Raw genomic sequence first — 13,974 nt, 5'->3', positions numbered from 1 at the left:
TGTTCTGTTTCTTTTGATAGCCTTAGTTTTCTTATGTCTAAAAGATTCTCTCCTCCAGACATATCCACGTAAAAGCAAGTAACAATCAACAACCAGAACTTAGCTATGAAGATTCTCACTGCTGCCCAGACCCGAGACGCCGATGCGTATACCATTGCACAGGAACCCATCTCTTCTGTAAACCTGATGGAACGGGCGGCGGGGGCCCTGGTCAAGTGGCTGGAGAAACATTATTCCCCTGACAAGCCTTTCTACATCTTCTGCGGCCCCGGCAATAACGGGGGCGATGGCCTGGCGGCGGCGCGGCTCCTGCATCAGGATGGCTATGACGTGGAGGTTTTCTTGGTGGGCACCAATCAGAAGACCTCCCCAGATTTTGACCAGAACCTGCAGCGGCTCCCCCAGGAGATCACGGTTTCCCATCTGGAGACTACCGTTGGGGTGAGTGATGTGTCGCCCCTGGGTGTGATCCTGGACGGGCTATTCGGCTCTGGGTTATCCCGACCCCTGGAGGGCATCTACGCCGAGGCGGTGGCCTACATCAATCGGCAAGACGCTACGGTGGTGGCCATAGATATTCCCTCTGGCCTGTTTGCCGATGCGCCTATTCAGGAGGGCAGCCCTGTGGTGGAGGCAGACATGACGCTGTCTTTTGAGCAACCCAAGCTGGCTTTTTTCCTGCCCGCCTCCGGGGCTTTTGTGGGCGAATGGCACGTGCTGCCCATTGGGCTGCACTCCGAGTTTCTGGAGCAGGTTTCTTCGCCCTACCACGTGCTCACCAAAGAGAAGGCGCAAAGTATCTTAAAACCCAGGGCTAAGTTCTCGCATAAAGGCTCTTATGGGCACGCGCTGTTGGTAGGCGGAAGTTACGGCAAGATGGGGGCTGTCACGCTGGCGGCGCATGCGGCGCTGCGGACGGGAGTAGGCCTGCTCACGGTGCAGGTGCCCCAGACAGGATATGGTATCCTGCAGACGGCCGTGCCCGAGGCCATGGCGCTCACCGATGACCTTGACCGGCACCTGTCCCGGTTCCCGGAAGACCTGGACCGCTTCCAGTGCCTGGGCATAGGTCCTGGCCTGGGGCAGCACGAAGATTCCCGGCTGGCGCTGGAGACGCTTTTCCGGGGGCAACTGCCGCCCCCCTTGGTCCTGGACGCCGACGCCCTGAACCTGCTGGCCGCCGACCGTACCATCCGCCAACACCTTCCCCCGGACAGCATCCTGACTCCGCACCCCAAGGAGTTTGAACGCCTGATGGGCCCGGCCACCCATGATTTCCACCGGCTGCAACTGCTCCAGGACTTCTGTTCTGAGCACAGCTGTTACGTGGTCTTGAAAGGCGCCCATTCCTGCATCGGGTCTCCAGAGGGAACGCTTTACTTCAACACCACCGGCAACCCCGGCATGGCCACCGGCGGCACCGGCGATGTGCTCACCGGAATCTTAACCGGCTTACGGGCCCAGGGCTATTCGCCGCTAGACACCTGTTTGCTGGGCGTTTACCTGCACGGCCTGGCCGGGGACCTGGCCGCCGAACAAGAAGGCCAAGCCTCTCTCATCGCCTCTGATCTATACACCTATTTAGGGGCTGCTTTTAAGAAACTAGCGGAAAAAGAATAAAACGCGTTTTGAGCCTGTTTTCTGAAAAACGGGCCTAAAACGACTTAAGTCTAAGGCTACCCCAGTAGAACCAAACCTACAAGAGTGAGCAGCAGGAATAGCGTTATAGCGGAATGGTAAAGGCGCCGGAAAGCAACCAGACCAGTATGAACTGGACCAGCATCATGCCGTCTGCCAGAACCAGGAAGTAGTACTGGGAGCGGTATTGATGGGCGTTCCAGACCACCAGGGCGGCGCCTACCCCGGCAAGCCCCAGGCCAATAGCGGCAGCCCAGGACATAGACAGCGGCGCCAGCAACACATACAGGACCAAGGCAGCCAATGCTATCTGTTTCGTCTTCAGGACACCCCACTTCCCCGGGAAGGTAAGCGTGCCGCTCTGCTTGTCTTTGTACAGGTCTCTGATATCAAACACCAACGTGAGAGCAAACAGGAACAGGAACCGGCGCAGGAAGATCAAAAGGTTCTCCCCCGCAAAAAGGTCACGGCCGGCCTCCATGAGCGGCAACTGCACGGTGACCGCAGACCAGACATAGGCAATGAGAAATACCTTCAGCAACGGGATATCCCGTAACGGAATGTACCGGTCGCCCTCCGGCACAATGGCCACCGAGTACAGGCCTGCCACCACCACCAGGTGCAGCAGAAACCAGAAATTCAGGTCAAAAATGGCGGTCCAATACAAGAAAAGCACGCTCAGGGCACTGCCCAGCGACAGGAAAATGAGCTCCAGCCGATTCTTCTGGATCCAGGCGGCCCTAGGCGTATGGCCCCCTTCCTGGTTGAACTTGTAAGGCAGCAGGCTGTCTACGTTGTAGATGAAGAACGTGGAGAAAAACACGATTACCCCTAACCGCAAAGAGATAGGCATATTGGTCAGCAGATAGGTTTCCCAGACCAGTGCCGTGGCGCACAGGGCCAAAAAGATATTGCTGTACAGAATAAACTTCAAGATTCTCTTGGCTAGCCTCATGCTACTGGGGTGTCAACGTATAGGGCTTACGTTCTTTTGGCAAGATACGGCTGCAGAAAATAGAGGTGCAACAATATTCTCCAGTTTCTGCCGCCGCCGTTTTACCATGGGTGAGGTAGGCAAAAAAAGCGCCACTCCCCTATACGGAAAGTGGCGCCTGACAACCGGCTAGCGGCTCGTACTTAGTCCTGGTCTCTGAACGTGGTATTGTACAGTTCAATGCTCTGCTCAATAATCTTGTAGGCGTCCTCACGGCCCAGAAAGTTCTCCACGATCACTTCCTTATTCTCTAGTTTCTTGTAATCCTCAAAGAAGCGCTGGATCTCAATAAGCGTGTGCGGAGGCAACTCAGAAATATCATTGATATGCTTTACAGACATGTCATTGGCCGCCACGGCGATGATTTTGTCATCTTCCTCGTTGTTGTCAATCATCTGCATCACGCCAATCACTTTGGCATCAATCAGGCACATAGGTTGCACGTCAATGGAGCAGATCACCAGAATGTCTAATGGATCTTTGTCATCACAGTATGTCTGCGGAATGAAGCCGTAATTGGCCGGGTAGTGGATGGAAGAAAAAAGGACACGGTCCAGTTTCAGCATCCCGCTTTCTTTGTCCAGCTCGTACTTCGCTTTAGATCCCTTCGGGATCTCAATAATACCAGTTACAATTTTAGGCGCGTCTTCGCCGTACGTCACGTCATGCCATGGGTTCATGGCGTTTTTAGTAGTCTCTATCATATTTCTCTTTCTCTAATTCACTTGTTGGGTTACTTCTGCATGTATTCCAGAAGAGGTTTGCCCGTTGTTCCGTTGGGCTCCTGAATCTTAAGCCAGGCGGCAATACTGGGGGCAATATCAATAATGTTTGTTCTTACGTACGATTCTCCCTGGGGCACCCGCCACCCGTACCAGACCAATGGAATATGGGTGTCATAGCCCCAGGCGGTGCCGTGGCTAGTTCCCTTTATCTCGGCGCGGCCGTAGCCGTCATACCAGCCGGGCTGCAGCACCATCATAACGTCACCGGACCGGTAAGGCATATACCCGTTCTCTATCATCATGCCTATGCCTGTGGCCCAGTGGGAGCGCATAAGGGCATCTGCCGTGAACGAGCGCATTATACCCGGGAAACGCTGCACAAACCGCGCGCATTCTTCCTGTAGCTCTACCAGATTCACCTTCTTGCTTTCGGCTACTTCATGGTTCAGGTAAATCTGCTGATTCATGAACTTGATGATGTAGTCGGCTTTGCCGAATTTCTGGTTCAGGTGCTTGGCCAGGGAATCACGCATGATAGCCCCGTTGGTAGTGCCCGCCGGAATGCGGTAATTTTTCAGGTACGTAGGGTTATTGGCCCCGGCGTGGTCTGCGGTTAGAAAAACCAGAACGTTTTCTTTGCCTAAATGGTTGTCCACAAACTTCAGGAAATCAGCCAGGTCACGGTCAAGGCGCAGGTAGGTGTCTTCTACCTCTATGGAGTTTGGCCCAAACTGGTGCCCTACGTAATCAGGAGACGAGAAGCTCATGGCCAGGAAATCGGTCACGGTTCCTTTGCCCAGGTTCTCCGCTTTAATGGCCTCAATCGCGAACTCTTTGGTTAGGGTGTTGCCGGCAGGAAGGGATCTCAGCAGATCAAATGTCTTCCCTCTTAACCCGGGAATGTCATGCGGGAAAACAGGCTTCTTCTCCCCGGCGAAGGTTCCTTCATAGGGCTGGTCGTCGGTGTCGCTTTCGGTGTACTGCTCTATGGGCAGTAAGGTAGTCCAGGGCTGGCTGAGGTATTGGTCGGCTAGTTTACGGTTATTGAAGGCCTGCACCCACGCCGGTAACTGCGCCATGTAAAACGTACTGGTGATCATGCTCCCGTTGCTGCCGTCAAACCAATAGGCGGCATTGGCGGCATGGCCGGCAGGGAGAATAGAACCTCTGTCCTTCAGGCTCAGACCAATCACCTTGCTTTTATGGTTGGTGGCCAATTTCAACTCATCGGTGATGGTAGAGGAAATCATGTTCACCGGCGACATTTCCCCTGCTTTAGAGGTACTGCCCACGGTCTTCACGCTTAGGTCTTCGGCACAGTAGATGTTACGGCCGGTAGTGCGGTTGTACCAATCATTACCTATGATGCCGTGCACCGCCGGGGTGGTACCCGTGTAGATGGAGGCATGGCCTGGCCCGGTATAGGTAGGAACGTAGTTGTAGTGGTTGTTCTGGAAACTGAATCCCTGGTTCACCAGCCTCTTAAACCCGTCATTGGTAAATTTGCCCCAGAACCGGTAGAGGTAATCATACCGCATCTGGTCCACCACTATCCCAATCACCAGCTTGGGCTTTTCTGGGGCGGCATTTTTGGATTTCCTTTTCTGGGCTATGCCTGGGCCTGCGCCCAGCAACAGCACCATGATCAATAACCAGGGGGCTTTCAGTTTAGTCAACATGTTCTGTTTATTTCCTTCAGTAGGTTTTAGGGGCGTTTTAAAGAAAACAGGCTCAAAACGTAAAGATACCAGTACCAGCTTCCCGGGCTAATTTCTCAGGCTTTTACCGCAAGATTTAACGTTGGCGTAATACCTTGGCTATAAAAGCAAAACGCCCATTTTTCAATGGGCGCCTTGCATGTATAGAGGTTGGACTGTCTATCTACTGGCTGCTAGCGCCTCCGCACCACCCACAATCTCCAGGATCTCGGTGGTGATGGCGGCCTGCCGCGTTCGGTTATAAGTCAGTTTCAGTTCTTTCAATAACTCACCGGCGTTCTCCGTGGCTTTGTCCATGGCGGTCATCCGGGCACCGTGCTCAGAGGCATTAGATTCCAACACCGCCTTGTACACCTGAATCTTCAGAGACTTAGGGATCAACTGCTCCACAATCTCTTCTTTGGAAGGCTCAAAGATGTAGTCAGACTCTACCTGATTGGCTACCTGCTCCTCGGTTTTCTCCTGGATAGGAAGTAACTGCTCGGTGCGCACAATCTGGGTAGCCACGTTCTTGAACTCGTTGTACACCAAATCCACCTGGTCATAGGTACCGGCCACAAAGCCGTCCATGGCCTGCTCTGCCGCCACGCGTACTCTCTCAAATGAAAGGTTGCCGAAGATGGTGGTATAGTCACCGGCCAACGGCATGTTCCGCTTGAGGAAGTACTCATGGCCTTTTTTACCAATGGCCATTACTTCCACGTTACCAGCCGCTGCCTGGGCACTGTACCGCTCATTGATGAGGATGTTCACGGCTTTCATCACGTTACTGTTGAAAGCTCCGCACAAACCACGGTCTGAGGTCACGGCAATAATCAATACCCGCTGCACCTCGCGCTTTTGTCCATATACATTTTCGCCGGCCTCGCTGCTTACGTTAGAGAGGTTAGAGAGAATGCTGTTCAGACGCGATGCATACGGACGCATACGCAGGATATTATCCTGAGCCCGGCGCAACTTAGCCGCCGCCACCATTTTCATGGCTTTGGTGATCTGCTGCGTTGACCCTACAGATACAATGCGGTTACGTACTTCTTTTAAACTAGCCATTAATAGTTAGTCAGATATGAACAGAGAAAGAAGAGCACACGGTTACCCGCCGTGCTCTTCTTCTGTTGATTAATTATTTACGGTACTTAGCAGTAAGTTCACGAGCTACTTGCTTCAGCTCATTGGTTACGCTGTCATCAATCTTACCTGCTCTCAACGCATCTAATACCGGACGGTGCTGGGCGTTCAAAGTAGTTCTGAAGTCTTTCTCAAAGGTACGCACCTCATTTACCGGCACGTCATCAATCAGACCATTGGTACAGCAGTAGATCATAGCTACCTGATCTTCTACTGATACTGGCGAAAATTGCGCCTGCTTCAATACTTCCAGGTTTCTGCGGCCACGCTCAATGGTCAGCTTGGTAGCAGCATCAAGGTCAGAACCGAACTTGGCAAACGCTTCCAGTTCACGGAACTGCGCCTGATCCAGTTTCAAGGTACCAGCCACTTTCTTCATAGACTTGATCTGGGCGTTACCACCTACGCGTGATACCGAGATACCTACGTTGATAGCCGGACGGATACCAGAGTTGAACAAGTTAGTTTCCAGGAAGATCTGACCGTCAGTGATAGAGATCACGTTGGTTGGGATATAGGCAGAAACGTCACCAGCCTGGGTCTCAATGATTGGAAGAGCGGTCAAAGAACCACCTCCTTTCACCAGGTGCTTGATAGACTCTGGCAAGTCGTTCATGGCTTGTGCGATGCTGTCAGAGGCGTTGATCTTAGCGGCACGCTCCAACAAACGGGAGTGAAGGTAGAAAACGTCACCTGGATAGGCCTCACGTCCTGGAGGACGACGAAGCAACAGGGACACTTCACGGTACGCTACGGCTTGCTTAGACAAGTCATCATATACTACCAGGGCAGGACGACCGGTATCACGGAAGAACTCGCCAATGGCGGCACCGGTGAACGGTGCGTAGAACTGCAACGGAGCTGGGTCAGCAGCCGGAGCGGCTACTACCACGGTGTAACGCATGGCACCGGCAGCCTCCAGGGCATTCACGATCTGCGCTACGGTAGAGGCTTTCTGCCCGATGGCTACATAAATACAATAAACAGGCTCACCACGGTCAAAGAACTCACCCTGGTTGATGATGGTGTCAATGGCCACAGCAGATTTACCTGTCTGGCGGTCACCAATGATCAATTCCCGCTGGCCACGGCCAATCGGAATCATGGAGTCAATGGCTTTGATACCGGTTTGCAACGGCTCATTTACCGGCTGGCGGTAGATTACACCTGGTGCTTTTCTTTCAATCGGCATTTCGTATAGCTCGCCAACCAAAGGACCTTTGCCGTCAATAGGCGTTCCCATGGTGTTTACTACGCGGCCTACCATGCCATCGCCTACTCTTACGGAGGCAATTTTATTTGTTCTTCTAACTGTATCGCCTTCTTTGATGCCGCTCCAGTCACCCAACAATACCGCACCCACGTTGTCTTCTTCCAGGTTCAGTACAAGGGCTTGCAGACCGTTCTCAAACTCGATCAACTCCCCAGACTGTGCTTTGGACAAGCCGTAGATACGAGCAACACCGTCACCGATTTGCAGAACCGTACCAACTTCTTCTAGTTCAGCTTCTGTTCTGAAATTTGACAGCTGTTCTCTTAAAATAGCTGACACTTCATCAGGTCTAACTTCTGCCATGATTATAGTTTAGTAATGTATGGGTTTTCTTTAAACTTGTTTTTCAACTTCTGCACGCGTGAACGCACAGTACTATCTAATTGATCATCTCCAATGCGGAGCATATAACCACCAATAACTTCGGGGTCAACCTTTTCCTGCAATTCTACTTTCATGCCGGTGCGGTCCTCTACCATTTTCTGGAAAGTGGCCCGTAGGTCTCCCGTTAAAGGAACAGCGGTGGTCACTGTCGCCTTCTGTATTCCTTTATAAAGATTGTATTGCGTCACAAACTCCCGTGCCACGGCATCCAGTACATTTTCCCGGTTTTTCTGGGTAATGATTCTGAAGAAGGCCATGGTCATGGCATTTACCTTGTTGCCAAAAATAGCCGTCAGGATAGCCAGTTTCTTGTCGTGCTTTACAATAGGGTTGCATAACGCCAGTTGCAATTCACGGGTTTCTTCTACCGTTTTGGTAAAAAGGAGCATATCAGCATATATCTGCTCCAGCAGGCCTTTTTCCTCAGCCAGCCCCAGCAATGATTTTGCGTACCTGGAGGCAACTCTGATGTCTGACATTTCTTTCTCTTGCGTGAATGATTAAAACTCAGGCTTCCTTTTTTGAAAGCGGGAAGCGCCGCTCCTGTTTCGTATTACTTCAGGCTTACCTCAGCGTCGCGCAGGTAGCTCTCTACCAAGGCACGTTGCGCTTGCTGGTCCTGCAGCTCACGTCTCAGCAATTTTTCGGCAATGTCAATAGAAAGGGAAGCGGCCAGGTTCTTCACCTCAGTTAAAGCGGCGTTCTTCTCGTTCTCAATAGACACACGGGCTTGCTCTACCAGACGGGCACCTTCTTCAGAGGCTTTGGTGCGGGCTGTTTCCACTAAATGGTTGGCCGCCTCAGAGGCATCTTTCAGGATACGGTCACGCTCCACACGGGCCTCGGTTAAGAGACGCTCGTTGTCAGCTTTCAGGGCCTGCATCTCCAACTTGGCTTTCTCGGCCATGCTAAGGGCGGCATCAATGTTGTCTTCGCGCTCGCGCAGGGCGGCCATGATAGGCTTCCAGGCAAACTTAGATAACAGGAAAAGGACCACCAAAAAGGTGATCACTTGCCAGATAAGTAATCCGATACCCGGGGTTACTAATGGATTCATCTTGTATGGTTATTTAACGAAAGGTACTGTTTTTCAACGTATACGTTCTACTTGCTCTTTTCCCCTCAACCCGTCCAGACCAATCGTCAGGACGGGTGAGGCGAAAACACCCAATTATTGGATGAAAGAAATCAGAAGGCAAACAACTACCCCAAACAGGGCAACACCTTCAATAAGAGCAGAAGCGATAATCATCGCAGTCTGGATCTTACCACCGGCCTCTGGTTGTCTGGCAATAGATTCCATGGCAGAGCCACCGATTCTACCGATACCCAAACCGGCACCAAGAGCAACTAAACCAGCGCCGATACCGGCACCCATGATCGCGTAGCCTGAGCCTAGAGACAATGCAAGCAATAATCCTAACATAGTAGTAGATATATATAGTTAAAAAAAGGAATTCAAAAATTAATGGTGTGCGTCAACCGCGTACGGGGCATCTCCAAAGCCCATGTCATCATGGTGGTCATGCTCCTCTACCGCGCCGCCAAAGTACATGGCAGAAAGCAAGGTAAAGATGTACGCCTGCAACAGGGCCACAAACAACTCCAGGAAGTTCATAAAGATGGCGAACGCCACACTCAATGGACCAATGGCAACGCTTTCAAAGATAAAGATCAAGCTGAACAAACTCAGGATGATGATGTGGCCCGCCGTGATGTTGGCGAAAAGCCGGACCATGAGGGAGAAAGGCTTGGTGAAGATACCTATCACCTCTACCATGGGCATGATGGGAATACCCCACTTCAACCACCACGGAACACCCGGGGTATTGAAGATGTGCCCCCAGTAAGACTTGTTCCCGCTGAACACCGTAATCAACAACGTCATTACGGCCAATACCAGCGTAACGGCAATGTTACCGGTTAAGTTAGCGCCACCAGGCAAAAGACCCAGCAGGTTATTGAACCAGATAAAGAAGAACACGGTAAGCAGGTACGGCATGAAGCGCTCATACTTAGGGCCAATGTTGGTTTTGGCGATCTCATCACGCACAAACACAATGATGGGCTCAAAGAAAGACTGAAGGCCTCTTGGCGCGCGGCCGCGGTTCTTTGTGTAAGAACCGGCAATAGAGAAGAACACCAGGAACAGCAGCAGCACACTCACAAACATGGAGGCCACGTTCTTGGTAATGGAGATATCAAACGGACCTACGTGTTTCTCTTCGCCATTTTCACCCAGAGCGGTGCGCGGATGGCCGTTGGCATCAGCGTAATAAATATGGCCATGCTCCATCACATAACCTTTGTAAGGCTGCAGGTTGTGGTGGGCATCATAGAAATTAGAGGAAGAGAAGACGTCCAACCCGTTCTCGCCATATAATATAACCGGCAAAGGCATCACCAGACCGTCAGCAAAATGCCAGGTATAATCATCCCCTATGTGGTGCATAATCATGTCACCGGGGCTGAATTTGGCGTTTTCGGCAGATTCTGCCGCTTGGGCTGAAAAAGTAAGAATAGTAAGCAGGAGTACGAGTATCTTCTTCATTCAGAGCGGATTAAAAGGAACACACAATAAGCTTATGCTTCCTCTTCGATTTGCTTTTTTGAATTTTGGCGCAAGTTACTTAACAATGCGTAGATTTCAAATCCAGTGTAGATAAAATAAAGCGCGAAAAAGTTAAAGACGAATTGCACTACCCTTTCCTCATGGAAATATCTATATACAAAAATTGCTATTATAGAGAAGATCATTCGTACCCCCATGGAGGCGTAGAAGTAGGCGTGCAGGTTCTCAGAATCGTGCTTAAAACCTAAATGGGTAATGTAATGGGTAAAAAAGGTGATGAACAGGAAAAACAGCAACACCCACCAGATGTAGGGGTGCACCAGCCTGTCACCGGTAAAAACCTGCAGCGCCACCACCAGGAGCACCAGCAACCCGGTGAGCAACAGCATACTTTTAATAAACTTCACAGATGCTTATTTCTTGTTGGTAAGCGACACAATCACCGAGTACATGGAGGCAAAGACCGCCACCAATAACAGGCCCAAGGTCCACCAGGGGGTTTGGTTCTGGAAGTACGCATCCAGTTTCCGCCCGCCCCAGGCCGCCGCGCCCATAATAGCAATCATCTGGAAAGCCAGGCCCGAGTATTTCAGGTAAGGCTTCACCTGTGAGTCTTCTTTCTCTGACTGAGAAGGCTTTTCCGGTTGGTCCATGGTTATGGTGTTATAAGAACAAAGGTAGCAAACCATTTCACAGCATTCTCAGAAAGAATGAAAGCTGTTTTAGGCCTGTTTTTAGGAAAACGAGCAAAAAACAGGAACGGTTCGCACAAAAACAGGTTTGCTTCGTTTATCTCAGACAAGCCTATTTGCGTACTAGCGTAGCAAGAGCGCAAAAAAACGTAAGTTTGCTCTATTGCCTGTCTTGCCCATTTCGCGTTCATTTAAAGGGCGAAGCAGCAAAACACCTTTACCCAATATCACCAGGCACCGTTCTACAGATACTCCAAAGCTACCTATACGTTGAGACTGACTCGTTTCCTCCTTTTCTTCTTTCTCCTGACGGTACTGGCCGGCTGCGCGCCAGACAAGCCCCTGGGCAGGTTTTACCGCAACCTGAACGCCCGCTTTAACGGCTACTTTCTGGCCCGGGAAAAGATGGAGGAAGTGGAAGCCAAACTGGAGGCCGCCACCGTCAACGACTACAACACCATTCTGGACATTTTGCCTCCCCTGGACACCACGGTTCTGAGGTCCCTGGCCCCAGACCTGGACGAGGTGATCAAACGTGCCTCTTTCCCCATTGCCCGGCACCCCAAGTCCCGGTGGATAGACGACTGCTACGTGTTAATCGGCAAGGCCCGCTATTACCAGGGCGAAGACGCCGAGGCGCTAAAGACGTTCCGGTTTGTGCAGACCACCAGCCCGGACCGCCATGCCCGCCATGAGGCCATGATCTGGATGATGCGCACCTACCTCCGGCAAAAAGACTATGACCAGGTGTTCTCCATTTCAGAGCAGTTCAAGAAGGAACGCATGAATGAAGATAACGGCCGCGAACTGCTAGTCACCAGGGCCCATCTGGCCAGAATACAGAACAACCTGCCATTGGCCGTGGAGAACTTGGAGCGGGCCATCCAATACACCGAAAAGCGCGACCGGCAGTCCCGGCTTCGGTTCATTTTGGGCCAGCTGTACCAGGCAACCAACCAGGACGCCAAAGCCTACGAGCAGTTTGCCTATATCCTGAAGAAAAGCCCGCCTTATGAGCTGGGCTTCTACAGCAACCTGAACCTGGCCCAGGTCACCGAACTCAAAAGCGATACCGACAAAGCCAAGGTGGAGGATTTCCTTTACAAGCTCACCCGCGACGACAAGAACAAAGAATACCTGGACAAGATTTACTTTGACTTGGCCAAACTGGAACTGCGGGAAAAAGACTACCCCGAAGCATTAAAACTTCTACGTAAATCTACTGCTGCCTCTACCTCCAACCGGGTGCAGAAAGCCTATTCCTACCAGCTTGCGGGGCAGATCTATTATGAGAATTTGCAGCAGTACCGCTTGGCGCAGGCTTATTATGACAGCACACTGCAATTGTTGCCACCTACTACCCTGGGCTACGAAGACTTAGCCGACCGCCGTACCGTTCTAACCGCCTTTACCCAGCAACTGGAAATCATCAGAACCGAGGACAGCCTGCAAGCTTTGGCCCAGCTTCCTGCGGCCGATCGCAGCCAACGCGTAGCCGCCCAGATACAAAGAGAACGGGAAATGGAAGCGGCAGCGCTGGCCGCCGCAGCCGCCCCTAAACCAGGGGAAGCCCGCCAAACGGCAACCTTGCCCATAGGCGGCGCCCCGGCGCAAGGCAGCACCTGGTACTTTGACAACCCGGTGGTACTGGCCAGCGCCCGCAATGATTTCCTGAGAACCTGGGGAGACCGACCTCTGCAAGACAACTGGCGCCGCCAGGCAGCCCTGTCCGGGGGTACCGGGTTAATGGCAGGCGTGCCCACCAGCACCGCGGTAGACAGTACGGCCCTGGCTGCGGCCTCGGCCCAGAAAGCGGCCACCTACCTGGCGGCCATTCCGGTTACCCCAGAGCAGCGCAAAATCTCAGACACCCGCATAGAGGAGGCCTTGTTCACGCTGGGCAATATTTACCAACAACGCCTTCGCGAGCCAGAGAAAGCCAGCCAGACCTTTCAACAGCTCCTGCAGCGGTTCCCTTCGTCAACCCACGCCTCAGAAGTGTATTACAGCCTGTACGTAATGGCCACCGCAGCCCAGCAGACCGAACAAGCCGCCGGTTACGCCAAGACCCTTAAAGAACGGTTCCCCACCTCAAAGTACAGCAGGCTGATTGACCAGCCCGATTTCCTGCGCACCTATTCCGCGGAGAACCAGGCGGCACATGCCCTGTATGACTCGGCGTATGTGCTATATGAAAAGGAGAAGTACCCAGAGGCCTTGACTGTTTTAGCCTCACTTTCAGAAAAACACCCTCAAAACGACATTCCTGATCAGATTGCCTTTCTTCTGGCGTTGGTAACAGGGCGCACCCAGTCACCAGCCGCTTTCAAAGCTGCCATGGAGACGTTTGCCGGCCAGTACCCAGAGAGCCCGTTGGTGCCTAAGGCCCGTGACTTTATTGCCCTTCACCAGCGCTATGAAAGCGGTGAACTGACCAAAGCGCCAGAGATAAGCGCGCCGGTGGCCCCCAAGGTAGAAGAACCCACCTATAAAGCCGAGCGCAGCCTGCCTCATTCCTTTGTGGTGGTGCACACCGGAGACAGCCTGGCCCTGCGCCAGCTCATGGCCTCTTACCAGACCTATAACCAACGGTTTCACCCTAAGAAACAGCTGGTTCTGGAAAACGTGGCCTTCAATGACAGCACCCACCTGCTGGTCATCCGGGCCCTGCCCGACTTTTTGGCCGCCCAGCAATATGCCAAACTACAATCCGCACGTAGTTCACCATTGGCCAATTTAAAAGGCCCGAAATTTGCTACCTTTGTAATTACTGACGCCAACCTGGCCTTGCTTAGGAAGCTGGGGGATATTGCGCAGTACGTAGCTTTCTTTGACAAAAATTATAAGTAA

13 protein-coding genes are annotated in these 13,974 nt (G+C 52.1%); 2 read left to right on the top strand and 11 right to left on the bottom strand.

Features of this window, described 5'->3' with window-relative positions:
- Positions 1 to 105: 105 nt before the first annotated feature.
- The gene (locus TH63_RS18920; protein ID WP_048922333.1) at positions 106 to 1,620 is read left to right on the top strand and encodes a bifunctional ADP-dependent NAD(P)H-hydrate dehydratase/NAD(P)H-hydrate epimerase; all 1,515 of its coding nucleotides are present in this window, start codon (positions 106 to 108) and stop codon (positions 1,618 to 1,620) included.
- Positions 1,621 to 1,723: 103 nt separating this feature from the next.
- On the opposite strand, the gene TH63_RS18915 is transcribed toward TH63_RS18920, so the two are convergent.
- The 11 genes from TH63_RS18915 to TH63_RS18865 all read right to left on the bottom strand — a co-directional run bounded on the left by TH63_RS18915 (position 1,724) and on the right by TH63_RS18865 (position 11,085).
- Complete coding sequence (locus TH63_RS18915; RefSeq protein ID WP_048922332.1) at positions 1,724 to 2,593, bottom strand: UbiA prenyltransferase family protein; 870 nt, start codon at positions 2,591 to 2,593, stop codon at positions 1,724 to 1,726.
- Positions 2,594 to 2,775: 182 nt separating this feature from the next.
- Positions 2,776 to 3,312 carry an inorganic diphosphatase gene (locus TH63_RS18910; RefSeq protein ID WP_048922978.1) on the bottom strand — a complete coding sequence of 179 codons (537 nt, stop codon included), beginning with the start codon at positions 3,310 to 3,312 and terminating at the stop codon, positions 2,776 to 2,778.
- A gap of 53 nt (positions 3,313 to 3,365) precedes the next feature.
- Positions 3,366 to 5,036: an alkaline phosphatase PafA gene (gene pafA / locus TH63_RS18905; RefSeq protein WP_082161794.1), complete on the bottom strand. Its 1,671-nt coding sequence runs from the start codon at positions 5,034 to 5,036 to the stop codon at positions 3,366 to 3,368.
- Between the two features lie 198 nt (positions 5,037 to 5,234).
- On the bottom strand, positions 5,235 to 6,125 hold the full coding sequence (atpG, locus tag TH63_RS18900) for an ATP synthase F1 subunit gamma (RefSeq protein WP_048922331.1): 891 nt from the start codon (positions 6,123 to 6,125) through the stop codon (positions 5,235 to 5,237).
- A gap of 73 nt (positions 6,126 to 6,198) precedes the next feature.
- On the bottom strand, positions 6,199 to 7,779 hold the full coding sequence (atpA, locus tag TH63_RS18895; RefSeq protein WP_048922330.1) for a F0F1 ATP synthase subunit alpha: 1,581 nt from the start codon (positions 7,777 to 7,779) through the stop codon (positions 6,199 to 6,201).
- A 2-nt stretch (positions 7,780 to 7,781) separates the two neighbouring features.
- A complete protein-coding gene (gene atpH, locus TH63_RS18890) occupies positions 7,782 to 8,339 on the bottom strand; it encodes an ATP synthase F1 subunit delta (RefSeq protein ID WP_048922329.1) in 558 nt (185 codons plus the stop codon).
- Between the two features lie 74 nt (positions 8,340 to 8,413).
- The gene (locus TH63_RS18885) at positions 8,414 to 8,917 is read right to left on the bottom strand and encodes a F0F1 ATP synthase subunit B (RefSeq protein WP_048922328.1); all 504 of its coding nucleotides are present in this window, start codon (positions 8,915 to 8,917) and stop codon (positions 8,414 to 8,416) included.
- 114 nt (positions 8,918 to 9,031) lie between these two features.
- Complete coding sequence (gene atpE, locus TH63_RS18880; RefSeq protein WP_048922327.1) at positions 9,032 to 9,286, bottom strand: ATP synthase F0 subunit C; 255 nt, start codon at positions 9,284 to 9,286, stop codon at positions 9,032 to 9,034.
- A 39-nt stretch (positions 9,287 to 9,325) separates the two neighbouring features.
- On the bottom strand, positions 9,326 to 10,411 hold the full coding sequence (gene atpB, locus TH63_RS18875) for a F0F1 ATP synthase subunit A (RefSeq protein ID WP_048922326.1): 1,086 nt from the start codon (positions 10,409 to 10,411) through the stop codon (positions 9,326 to 9,328).
- Positions 10,412 to 10,443: 32 nt separating this feature from the next.
- On the bottom strand, positions 10,444 to 10,839 hold the full coding sequence (locus tag TH63_RS18870) for a hypothetical protein (RefSeq protein ID WP_048922325.1): 396 nt from the start codon (positions 10,837 to 10,839) through the stop codon (positions 10,444 to 10,446).
- Between the two features lie 6 nt (positions 10,840 to 10,845).
- Positions 10,846 to 11,085 carry an AtpZ/AtpI family protein gene (locus TH63_RS18865; protein WP_048922324.1) on the bottom strand — a complete coding sequence of 80 codons (240 nt, stop codon included), beginning with the start codon at positions 11,083 to 11,085 and terminating at the stop codon, positions 10,846 to 10,848.
- Between the two features lie 309 nt (positions 11,086 to 11,394).
- Between TH63_RS18865 and porW the strand changes: the two genes are divergently transcribed.
- Positions 11,395 to 13,974: a type IX secretion system periplasmic lipoprotein PorW/SprE gene (porW, locus tag TH63_RS18855; protein WP_048922322.1), complete on the top strand. Its 2,580-nt coding sequence runs from the start codon at positions 11,395 to 11,397 to the stop codon at positions 13,972 to 13,974.

The organism is Rufibacter radiotolerans (assembly GCF_001078055.1).
Lineage (GTDB): Bacteria > Bacteroidota > Bacteroidia > Cytophagales > Hymenobacteraceae > Nibribacter > Nibribacter radiotolerans.
The sequence above is the reverse complement of the archived record's forward strand: the minus strand, read 5'-3'. Positions and strand labels throughout refer to the sequence as shown.

What these genes read in the sequence shown, in the direction of transcription:
- TH63_RS18920 (WP_048922333.1), top strand. Translation starts at nt 106, where the DNA reads ATGAAGATTCTCACTGCTGCCCAGACCCGAGACGCCGATGCGTATACC.
- TH63_RS18915 (WP_048922332.1), bottom strand. Translation starts at nt 2,593, where the DNA reads ATGAGGCTAGCCAAGAGAATCTTGAAGTTTATTCTGTACAGCAATATC.
- TH63_RS18910 (WP_048922978.1), bottom strand. Translation starts at nt 3,312, where the DNA reads ATGAACCCATGGCATGACGTGACGTACGGCGAAGACGCGCCTAAAATT.
- pafA (WP_082161794.1), bottom strand. Translation starts at nt 5,036, where the DNA reads ATGTTGACTAAACTGAAAGCCCCCTGGTTATTGATCATGGTGCTGTTG.
- atpG (WP_048922331.1), bottom strand. Translation starts at nt 6,125, where the DNA reads ATGGCTAGTTTAAAAGAAGTACGTAACCGCATTGTATCTGTAGGGTCA.
- atpA (WP_048922330.1), bottom strand. Translation starts at nt 7,779, where the DNA reads ATGGCAGAAGTTAGACCTGATGAAGTGTCAGCTATTTTAAGAGAACAG.
- atpH (WP_048922329.1), bottom strand. Translation starts at nt 8,339, where the DNA reads ATGTCAGACATCAGAGTTGCCTCCAGGTACGCAAAATCATTGCTGGGG.
- TH63_RS18885 (WP_048922328.1), bottom strand. Translation starts at nt 8,917, where the DNA reads ATGAATCCATTAGTAACCCCGGGTATCGGATTACTTATCTGGCAAGTG.
- atpE (WP_048922327.1), bottom strand. Translation starts at nt 9,286, where the DNA reads ATGTTAGGATTATTGCTTGCATTGTCTCTAGGCTCAGGCTACGCGATC.
- atpB (WP_048922326.1), bottom strand. Translation starts at nt 10,411, where the DNA reads ATGAAGAAGATACTCGTACTCCTGCTTACTATTCTTACTTTTTCAGCC.
- TH63_RS18865 (WP_048922324.1), bottom strand. Translation starts at nt 11,085, where the DNA reads ATGGACCAACCGGAAAAGCCTTCTCAGTCAGAGAAAGAAGACTCACAG.